This is a genomic window from Marinobacter denitrificans, assembly GCF_008795955.1.
GTDB classification, from domain to species: domain Bacteria; phylum Pseudomonadota; class Gammaproteobacteria; order Pseudomonadales; family Oleiphilaceae; genus Marinobacter; species Marinobacter denitrificans.
In genome coordinates, this window is sequence record NZ_VMHN01000008.1 from 163198 (window position 1) to 172052 (window position 8855).

20 protein-coding genes are annotated in these 8855 nt (G+C 54.0%); all 20 read right to left on the bottom strand.

Annotation, left to right across the window (positions count from 1 at the left end):
- Position 1 precedes the first annotated feature (1 nt).
- Entirely contained in the window at positions 2-502 is a 501-nt protein-coding gene (gene rpsE, locus FO268_RS18475; RefSeq protein WP_007153998.1) for a 30S ribosomal protein S5, read from the bottom strand.
- Positions 503-514: 12 nt separating this feature from the next.
- Positions 515-862 (bottom strand): 50S ribosomal protein L18, encoded by a 348-nt coding sequence (gene rplR, locus FO268_RS18480; protein WP_007153999.1) that lies wholly within the window; start codon positions 860-862, stop codon positions 515-517.
- Between the two features lie 9 nt (positions 863-871).
- Positions 872-1405, bottom strand: coding sequence for a 50S ribosomal protein L6 (rplF, locus tag FO268_RS18485; RefSeq protein ID WP_150994702.1), 534 nt, complete (start codon positions 1403-1405; stop codon positions 872-874).
- Between the two features lie 9 nt (positions 1406-1414).
- The gene (rpsH, locus tag FO268_RS18490) at positions 1415-1807 is read right to left on the bottom strand and encodes a 30S ribosomal protein S8 (protein WP_150994703.1); all 393 of its coding nucleotides are present in this window, start codon (positions 1805-1807) and stop codon (positions 1415-1417) included.
- Positions 1808-1896: 89 nt separating this feature from the next.
- Positions 1897-2202, bottom strand: a complete 306-nt coding sequence (rpsN, locus tag FO268_RS18495) for a 30S ribosomal protein S14 (protein ID WP_027830887.1) — start codon at positions 2200-2202, stop codon at positions 1897-1899.
- Between the two features lie 12 nt (positions 2203-2214).
- Positions 2215-2754 carry a 50S ribosomal protein L5 gene (gene rplE, locus FO268_RS18500; protein ID WP_036203346.1) on the bottom strand — a complete coding sequence of 180 codons (540 nt, stop codon included), beginning with the start codon at positions 2752-2754 and terminating at the stop codon, positions 2215-2217.
- Positions 2755-2769: 15 nt separating this feature from the next.
- Positions 2770-3090 carry a 50S ribosomal protein L24 gene (rplX, locus tag FO268_RS18505; RefSeq protein ID WP_135956417.1) on the bottom strand — a complete coding sequence of 107 codons (321 nt, stop codon included), beginning with the start codon at positions 3088-3090 and terminating at the stop codon, positions 2770-2772.
- A 16-nt stretch (positions 3091-3106) separates the two neighbouring features.
- Positions 3107-3475: a 50S ribosomal protein L14 gene (gene rplN, locus FO268_RS18510; RefSeq protein WP_007154005.1), complete on the bottom strand. Its 369-nt coding sequence runs from the start codon at positions 3473-3475 to the stop codon at positions 3107-3109.
- A 58-nt stretch (positions 3476-3533) separates the two neighbouring features.
- On the bottom strand, positions 3534-3800 hold the full coding sequence (rpsQ, locus tag FO268_RS18515) for a 30S ribosomal protein S17 (RefSeq protein ID WP_007154006.1): 267 nt from the start codon (positions 3798-3800) through the stop codon (positions 3534-3536).
- Position 3801: 1 nt separating this feature from the next.
- The gene (rpmC, locus tag FO268_RS18520; RefSeq protein ID WP_027830883.1) at positions 3802-3993 is read right to left on the bottom strand and encodes a 50S ribosomal protein L29; all 192 of its coding nucleotides are present in this window, start codon (positions 3991-3993) and stop codon (positions 3802-3804) included.
- Positions 3993-4406, bottom strand: a complete 414-nt coding sequence (gene rplP, locus FO268_RS18525; protein ID WP_027830882.1) for a 50S ribosomal protein L16 — start codon at positions 4404-4406, stop codon at positions 3993-3995. Before rplP ends, rpmC begins: the two co-directional genes overlap by 1 nt.
- Positions 4407-4418: 12 nt before the next feature.
- Complete coding sequence (rpsC, locus tag FO268_RS18530; protein WP_007154009.1) at positions 4419-5102, bottom strand: 30S ribosomal protein S3; 684 nt, start codon at positions 5100-5102, stop codon at positions 4419-4421.
- 11 nt (positions 5103-5113) lie between these two features.
- Positions 5114-5446 carry a 50S ribosomal protein L22 gene (gene rplV, locus FO268_RS18535; RefSeq protein ID WP_007154010.1) on the bottom strand — a complete coding sequence of 111 codons (333 nt, stop codon included), beginning with the start codon at positions 5444-5446 and terminating at the stop codon, positions 5114-5116.
- A gap of 16 nt (positions 5447-5462) precedes the next feature.
- Positions 5463-5738: a 30S ribosomal protein S19 gene (gene rpsS / locus FO268_RS18540; protein WP_012139770.1), complete on the bottom strand. Its 276-nt coding sequence runs from the start codon at positions 5736-5738 to the stop codon at positions 5463-5465.
- Between the two features lie 23 nt (positions 5739-5761).
- Positions 5762-6589: a 50S ribosomal protein L2 gene (rplB, locus tag FO268_RS18545; RefSeq protein WP_007154012.1), complete on the bottom strand. Its 828-nt coding sequence runs from the start codon at positions 6587-6589 to the stop codon at positions 5762-5764.
- Positions 6590-6606: 17 nt separating this feature from the next.
- The gene (gene rplW, locus FO268_RS18550) at positions 6607-6900 is read right to left on the bottom strand and encodes a 50S ribosomal protein L23 (protein WP_150994704.1); all 294 of its coding nucleotides are present in this window, start codon (positions 6898-6900) and stop codon (positions 6607-6609) included.
- Complete coding sequence (rplD, locus tag FO268_RS18555) at positions 6897-7502, bottom strand: 50S ribosomal protein L4 (protein ID WP_150994705.1); 606 nt, start codon at positions 7500-7502, stop codon at positions 6897-6899. The genes rplW and rplD overlap by 4 nt, the downstream gene beginning before the upstream one ends.
- An 11-nt stretch (positions 7503-7513) precedes the next feature.
- Entirely contained in the window at positions 7514-8152 is a 639-nt protein-coding gene (rplC, locus tag FO268_RS18560; protein ID WP_150994706.1) for a 50S ribosomal protein L3, read from the bottom strand.
- 72 nt (positions 8153-8224) lie between these two features.
- Positions 8225-8536 (bottom strand): 30S ribosomal protein S10, encoded by a 312-nt coding sequence (gene rpsJ / locus FO268_RS18565; protein WP_004580743.1) that lies wholly within the window; start codon positions 8534-8536, stop codon positions 8225-8227.
- Between the two features lie 188 nt (positions 8537-8724).
- Positions 8725-8855 (bottom strand): EF-Tu C-terminal domain-related protein (locus FO268_RS18570; protein WP_449806563.1); only part of this gene is annotated, 131 nt, incomplete at its 5' end.

Here is an 8855-nt window from a genome sequence, read left to right on the forward strand (position 1 = left end):
TTCAACCCAGAATCTCTTCCACGGATTTACCGCGCTTGGCTGCAATATCTTCAGGCGCTTGAGTTGCCTGGAGACCCTTGATGGTGGAACGTACCACGTTCACCGGGTTGGTAGACCCATAACATTTGGACAGTACGTTCTGCACACCCGCAACTTCCAGTACCGCACGCATCGCACCACCGGCGATAATACCGGTACCTTCTGATGCTGGCTGCATGTAGACCTTGGAGCCACCGTGCTGCGCTTTAACCGCGTACTGCAGGGTGTTTCCGTCAAGCGGAATGTCGACCATGTTCTTGCGTGCAGCTTCCATCGCCTTCTGGATCGCAACCGGCACTTCACGCGCCTTGCCACGACCGAAACCAACGCGTCCTTTACCATCACCCACTACAGTCAGTGCAGTGAAGGCAAAAATACGGCCGCCTTTAACAACCTTGGCGACGCGATTGACCTGAACCAGCTTCTCCTGGAGCTCAGGCGCCTTCTGTTCGTTAACGCTCATCTTCTCCACCTCTTAGAATTGCAAGCCAGCTTCACGGGCTGCGTCGGCCAGAGCCTGTACGCGACCATGATAACGGTAACCGGAGCGGTCAAAAGCGACCTGCTCTACACCTGCTGCCTTGGCACGCTCAGCAATCAGCTGACCGACCTTTTTGGCAGCGTCCACGTTACCGGTTGCACCCTGGCGCAGGTCCTTATCCAACGTGGAGGCAGCCGCCAGCACCTTGCTGCCGTCTGCAGTCGTAACCTGGGCATACATGTGCCGTGGTGTACGATGTACACACAGGCGGTTTGTGCCCAACTTACGGATCTTCATGCGCACCTTGCGTGCGCGACGCAATCTTTCGTTATTCGCGCTCATAGTCCCGCCTTATTTCTTCTTGGCTTCTTTGCGTCTGACCTGCTCATCCGCATAACGCACACCCTTGCCTTTATAAGGCTCTGGCGGACGGAATGCACGGATCTCAGCAGCGACCTGGCCAACCTGTTGCTTGTCGATTCCGCGAATTACAACTTCCGTATTGGACGGAGTTTCTGCGGTAATCCCCTCGGGCAGCTCATATTCAACCGGGTGTGAAAAACCCAGTGTCAGATTGAGCTTCTTACCTTGCGCCTGGGCACGGTAGCCTACGCCCGTCAGCGCGAGCTTACGCTCGAAGCCTGTAGACACACCGGTCACCATATTGTTGACCAATGCGCGGGTAGTACCAGCAAGAGCGCGGGACTGTTTGGCTCCATCACGGGCAGCGAAGCGCAGAACATTCTCTTCCTGCGTCACGTCGACCACATGGTGGATGGTGAATTGAAGCGATCCCTTGGACCCCTTCACATTAATTTCCTGTCCGTTCAGCTTAACCTCAACACCGGAAGGCAGCACGACAGGATTATTGGCAACCCTGGACATGTGTATCTCCTAAAATACGGTGCAGATGACTTCGCCACCCACGCCGGCAGCACGTGCAGCGCGGTCTGTCATTACGCCCTTGGACGTAGAGACAATCGCGACTCCCAGACCGCCGGATACTTTCGGCAGTTCCCCAGCGCCCTTGTACTGGCGCAGACTCGGACGGCTGACCCGCTTGATTTCCTCAATAACCGGCTTGCCGCCGAAATATTTGAGGTTAATGGTCAGCTCGGGCTTCGCGTCAGCTGAAACGGAAAAATCGCCTACGTAACCTTCGTCCTTGAGGACTTGGGCTACGGAGATTTTCATCTTTGAAGACGGCATGGCCACATCGGCCTTCTGTGCCATCTGTGCATTACGGATACGGGTAAACATATCCGCAAGCGTATCTTGCATACTCATCGGTATGAGACTCCTGATCTTTTTAGTTGTGCAGCGGCGCGCCGCACCGCTTACCAACGGGCACCCGACCTGAGGTCAGAGTGCCTGCATTACCAGCTTGCTTTGGTCAGGCCCGGGACATCACCGCGCATGCCAGCTTCACGCAACTTGATACGTGACAGCTTGAACTTGCGCAGGACGCCGTGGGGACGACCTGTAATCTGGCAACGATTACGAAGACGCGAGGGAGACGCATCACGAGGAAGCTGTTGAAGCTTCATCTGCGCATCCCAGCGGTCATCATCGCTGGTATTCGGGTTCTTGATAATCGCCTTGAGCTCCGCACGCTTCGCTGCATATTTCGCAACGGTTTTCTCGCGCTTGAACTCGCGGTTCTTCATGGAAACCTTAGCCATTACACTCGTTCCTTATTTCTTGAACGGAAAGCCAAAGGCTTTCAGCAGTTCGCGACCTTCATCGTCGGTACCGGCAGTGGTGGTAATGGTGATGTCAAGACCACGGATCTTGTCGACTCTGTCGTACTCGATCTCGGGGAAAATGATCTGCTCACGCACGCCCATGCTGTAGTTACCGCGTCCGTCGAAGGACTTGGGATTGAGACCGCGGAAGTCACGAATGCGGGGAACCGCAATGTGGACCAGACGATCAAAGAAATCCCACATGCGCTCGCCGCGCAGCGTAACTTTACAACCGATCGGCCAACCTTCACGGATTTTGAAACCCGCAACGGATTTACGTGCCAGAGTGACAACCGCTTTTTGACCAGCCAGGCGCTCAAGATCCGCCACAGCATTCTCAATCAGCTTCTTGTCACCGACCGCTTCGCCGACACCCATATTCAGGGTGATCTTCTCGATACGCGGCACCTGCATGATGTTCTTGTAGCTGAACTCTTTCTGCAGGGCGGGTACCACTTCCTTACTGTACTGCTCTTTCATGTTAAGCATCGTAACCACCACCGCTTACTGGTTATCGACGACTTCTTTCGTGGACTTAAATATCCGCACTTTGGCGCCGTCTTCCTTGATCTGGAAGCCTACGCGATCGGCTTTGCCGGTCTGCGGATTAAAAATAGCCACGTTGGAAGCCTGGATAGGTGCTTCTTTTTCGACGATGCCACCTGGGGTGCCAGACATCGGGTTAGGCTTGGTGTGTTTCTTGATCATATTGATCCCAGAAACTACTACCCGGCCATCGTCCTGAACCTTCAGGACTTTACCACGTTTGCCTTGGTCTTTCCCCGTAGTGACGATTACTTCGTCATCTCGTTTGATCTTTTTCATAACCGGCCTCTGGTCCTTAAAGTACTTCGGGTGCCAGTGAAATAATTTTCATGAACTTTTCGTTTCGCAGTTCACGGGTAACCGGTCCGAAGATACGGGTACCAATTGGTGCGTCCTGATTGTTCAGAAGTACTGCCGCGTTTCCGTCGAAACGAATAAGCGACCCGTCGGGACGACGCACACCTTTACGGGTGCGCACAACGACAGCTTTCAGGACCTGGCCTTTTTTCACTTTACCGCGGGGGATGGCTTCCTTAACGGTTACCTTGATGATATCCCCAACGCTGGCGTAACGCCTATGTGAACCGCCCAGGACCTTGATGCACATAACCTGACGTGCACCACTGTTGTCCGCGACTTCAAGCATTGTTTGAGTCTGAATCATGGTTGTTCTCCAGCAGAAACCACTTTGCCGTTACGACAAGACTCACCGTCCGGGCGAGTTACACCTTCGATGCGCGTTCGGTGACTTCCACCAGTGCCCAGCTTTTGGTCTTGGAGACCGGGCGGGTTTCCTGGATTGTAACGGTGTCACCGATGTTGCACTGATTGCTCTCGTCGTGAGCGTGAATTTTGGATGAGCGCTTCATGTACTTACCGTACAGAGGATGCTTAACCTGGCGCTCAACCAGAACCACAATGGATTTCTCCATTTTGTTGCTCACGACCTTGCCGCTCAGGGTTCTGGCAGTTTGGGTAGCTTCAGTCATGTTACTGTCCTGCCTTTTCATTCATAACCGTTTTCACGCGAGCAATGTCACGCTTCACCTTCGGTAGAAGATGAGACTGATTCAGCTGACCTGTCGCCTTACGCATGCGCAGGTTGAACTGCTCCTTCAGGAGGTCGATCAGCTCTTTGTTCAGCTCCTCGACTGACTTCTCACGCAGCTCTGTTGCTTTCATCACATCACCGTCCTCGTAACAAAGGTGGTCTGTACGGGCAGCTTCGCCGCAGCAAGAGTGAATGCATCGCGAGCGATTTCCTCGGAGACGCCTTCCATCTCATAAAGCATCCGGCCTGGCTGAATTTCAGCCACCCAATACTCGACAGAACCCTTACCTTTACCCATTCGTACTTCCAGCGGCTTACTGGAGATCGGCTTGTCCGGGAAAATCCGGATCCAGATCTTACCGCCCCGCTTGATGCGACGTGTCATGGTACGACGCGCTGCTTCAATCTGGCGCGCAGTTATACGTCCACGGGTTGTCGCCTTCAATCCGTATTCACCGAAGCTCACCTTGTTAGCACGGTGAGCAAGACCGGTGTTACGGCCTTTCATTACCTTGCGAAATTTGGTGCGTTTTGGTTGCAGCATTTGAGTGCCCCTTTACTTAGAACCTTTCTTCCCAGAGGCTTTCTTGTCAGCACGGACCTGCTCCATACCACCAAGAATCTCACCTTTGAAGATCCATACCTTGACGCCGATAATGCCGTAAGTGGTCTTCGCTTCGTAGGTCGAGTAATCGATATCTGCACGCAGTGTGTGCAGCGGTACACGACCTTCGCGATACCACTCGGAACGGGCAATTTCAGCACCCCCGAGACGACCGCCAACCTGAATCTTGATACCCTTCGCTCCCTGGCGCATGGCGTTCTGTACCGCACGCTTCATGGCGCGACGGAACATCACACGACGCTCCAGCTGACCGGCAACGTTCTGCGCGACCAGGCGGGCATCCAGGTCCGGCTTGCGGACTTCTTCGATGTTGATGTGCACAGGCACACCCATCATGTCGCTGACTTCGCGACGCAGACGGTCAACATCTTCACCCTTCTTGCCGATAACAATACCGGGACGGGCTGTATGGATCGTGATACGGGCGTTCTGAGCAGGGCGCTCGATCACAATCTTGCTGACAGACGCCTTTACCAGACGCTTGTCGAGGAATTCGCGAACCTGAATATCATTCAACAGATTGTTCGCGTATTCCGCTTTTTCCGCATACCACACTGAGTTGTGCTCTTTGATCACACCCAGGCGCATGCCGGTTGGATTTACTTTATGACCCATCTGAGCATCTCCTACTTGTCGGCGACCTTGACGGTGATATGACAGGTGCGCTTGAAAATCCGGTCAGCGCGCCCCTTGGCTCGAGCCTTGATTCGCTTGAGCGTCGGACCCTCATCCACCATAACGGTGGAAACCCGCAGATCATCTACGTCCAGACCTTCGTTGTGCTCAGCGTTGGCAATGGCAGACTCAAGAGCTTTCTTGAGAATGACCGCCGCCTTCTTAGGGCTGAAAGTCAGAATGTTCAGGGCGTCCTCAACAGCCTTGCCGCGTACTTGGTCAGCGACAAGACGCGCTTTCTGAGCTGAGAGGCGAGCGCCCTTGTACTTGGCTGCTACTTCCATTTCTATTACCTCACAATCAGCGTTTAGCTTTCTTGTCGGCCGCATGACCACGATAAGTACGCGTTGCCGCGAACTCACCCAGTTTATGCCCGACCATATCTTCGGTTACATAAACCGGCACGTGCTGCTTGCCGTTGTGGACTGCAATGGTCAAGCCTACAAACTCCGGGAAGATTGTCGAACGACGCGACCAGGTCTTGATCGGTCGCTTGTCGTTCGCTTCCAGAGCTGCCTCGACCTTCTTCAACAGATGCAGGTCTATAAAAGGACCTTTCTTTAAAGAACGTGGCACAGCATTTACCTCTATGTAGTCGTTTACTTGGCTGAACGACGACGTACTATCATCTTGTCAGTACGCTTGTTCTTACGAGTCTTATGCCCTTTGGTCGGAACACCCCACGGAGTAACCGGGTGACGCCCGCCAGAGGTACGCCCTTCACCACCACCATGTGGGTGGTCAACTGGGTTCATAGCAACACCACGTACTGTTGGACGTTTACCGCGCCAACGTGATGCACCCGCTTTACCAAGCTGCTTGAGGCTGTGTTCGCTGTTGGACACTTCGCCCAACGTTGCACGACAGTCAACAAGCACCTTACGCATTTCACCTGAACGCAGGCGGATGGTGGCGTAAGCCCCTTCCCGAGCAACCAGCTGTACGGATGCGCCCGCGGAGCGAGCCAGCTGGGCACCTTTGCCAGGCTTGATTTCGACGCAGTGAATCACAGAACCGACCGGAATATTCCGGAGCGGAAGTGTGCTTCCTACTTTAATCGGCGCGTCGATGCCGGAGCGCACAGGATCACCGATCTGCATACCTTTGGGAGCGATGATGTAACGACGCTCGCCATCGGCATACTTGATCAGCGCAATGTGCGCCGAGCGGTTAGGATCGTATTCCAGGCGCTCAATAGTCGCCGGAATACCATCTTTGGTCCGCTTAAAGTCGATAACACGGTAGTGCTTCTTGTGGCCACCACCAATATGACGGGTAGTGATGCGACCAAAATGGTTGCGACCACCCGATTTGCTCAATGTTTCTACCAACGGCTCGTAAGGGCGCCCCTTGTGAAGATCAGGGTTAAAGAGCTTAACAACGTGACGGCGGCCGGCAGATGTTGGCTTGGTTTTGACGATCGGCATTTTACGACCCCTTTACCTTATTCCACATCCAGAAAATCAATGTCCTGACCTTCCGCAAGCTTCACATAAGCCTTACGAATGTCAGCACGCTTGCCGAAGCCGCGAACGGTACGCTTGAGCTTACCCTTACGGTTCAGAACCTGAACACCTTCGACGGTGACGTTGAACAGCTGCTCAACGGCTTTCTTGATCTCGGGCTTGGTTGCGTCAGGGGCGACACGAAATACCACCTGACCGCTTTCCGCTACCAGAGAAGCTTTCTCTGATACGTGGGGCCCAAGAAGAATCTTGTAAATACGTTCCTGATTCATCCCAGCATCTCCTCGATTTTCTTCAGAGCGGGAACAGTCACAACGACCTTCTCGAAGGCAACCAGGCTAACCGGGTCCAGACCGGCAATGTCACGCACGTCTACGTGCGGAATATTACGAGAGGCCAGATGCAGATTCTGCTCAACGTTTTCGGAGAGAATCAATGCATTGGTAACACCGATATCCTTCAGCTTGGCGCTAAACGCTTTGGTCTTGGGGCTGTCAACATTCATGTCGTCAACAATGACCAGACGCTCCTGGCGTACCAGCTCTGAAAAAATGGAGCGCATCGCAGCGCGGTACATCTTGCGGTTAACCTTCTGCTCAAAGCTACGGGGCTTGGCAGCAAAGGTAACACCACCGGAGCGCCAGATCGGGCTACGGATTGTACCGGCACGGGCACGACCAGTACCCTTCTGGCGCCATGGCTTCTTGCCACCACCAGCGACTTCGGAACGCGTCTTTTGTGCCTTGGTTCCCTGACGGGCGCCTGCCATATAGGCAGTGACCACCTGGTGAACCAGAGACTCGTTAAAATCTTTGGCAAATGCAGCATCGGAAACAGAAATTCCCTTGCCGCTACCTGTAATTGTCAATTCCATCGCACCGCTCCTCAGGCTTTAACTGCAGGCTTGATGACAACATTTCCGCCGGTCGCGCCTGGAACGGCACCACGAATCAGCAGAAGGTTGCGCTCGGCGTCGACACGGACGACTTGCAGGTTCTGCACAGTCACCTGCGCGTTGCCCATCTGGCCCGCCATCTTTTTGCCCTTGAATACCTTGCCCGGAGTCTGGTTCTGACCGATGGAACCCGGAGCACGATGAGAAAGGGAGTTACCGTGTGTGGCGTCCTGCATGGAGAAGTTCCAGCGCTTAACGCCACCCTGGAAACCTTTACCCTTGGACTGGCCAACAGCATCGACGATCTGGCCATCTTCAAAGATGGAAGCAGTGATTTCACCGCCTGCAGCCAGCTCTTCACCTTCACCGTCGGCGAGGCGGAATTCCCACAGACCACGACCTGCCTCTACTCCGGCTTTGGCGTAATGGCCCGCTTCGCTTTTGGTCACACGAGAGGAACGACGCTTTCCAACGGTTACCTGAACCGCACGATAGCCATCGCTTTCAAGAGTTTTCAGCTGGGTAATGCGATTGGGCTCAACCTCAATTACCGTTACGGGCAGCGCTTGCCCGTCTTCCGTAAAAATACGGGTCATACCGGCCTTGCGACCGACAATTCCAATTGCCATGTTTCACCTCTTAAGTGTACGGGGCTCTCACCCTCTATGGCCTTATGACAGTTACACAGACTAACCGCGTGGTTAGCCGAGGCTGATCTGAACGTCTACACCTGCTGCCAGATCCAGCTTCATCAAAGCATCTACTGTCTTTTCCGTCGGCTCGACGATGTCCAGCAGACGCTTGTGTGTACGAATCTCGTACTGATCGCGCGCGTCTTTATTGACGTGCGGGGAGATCAGAACGGTGTACTTTTCCTTCCGCGTCGGCAGAGGGATTGGTCCACGCACTTGAGCGCCGGTCCGCTTGGCGGTATCGACAATCTCCTGCGTTGACTGGTCGATCAGGCGGTAATCAAACGCCTTCAACCGGATTCGAATTTTTTGGCTTTGCATGATGCACCCAAACTCCACTCGTAGCAGCTACTAGTTAGCCGACCTTCAAAAAAAGGAGCCGCATTGTATGCATAATACCCAGCAGTGTCAACTGCGTTCAGCAGCGACTCCGCCAGGTCAGATTGTGCGGCTGAAACAGAAAAAGGGGCTGAGTTTCAGCCCCTTTTTCCTCAGACCATTCGAATCAATTATTCGATGATCTTGGAGACCACACCGGCACCAACAGTACGGCCGCCTTCACGAATCGCGAAGCGCAGGCCATCTTCCATGGCGATCGGGTTGATCAGGGTAACACTCATCTTCACGTTGTCACCCGGCA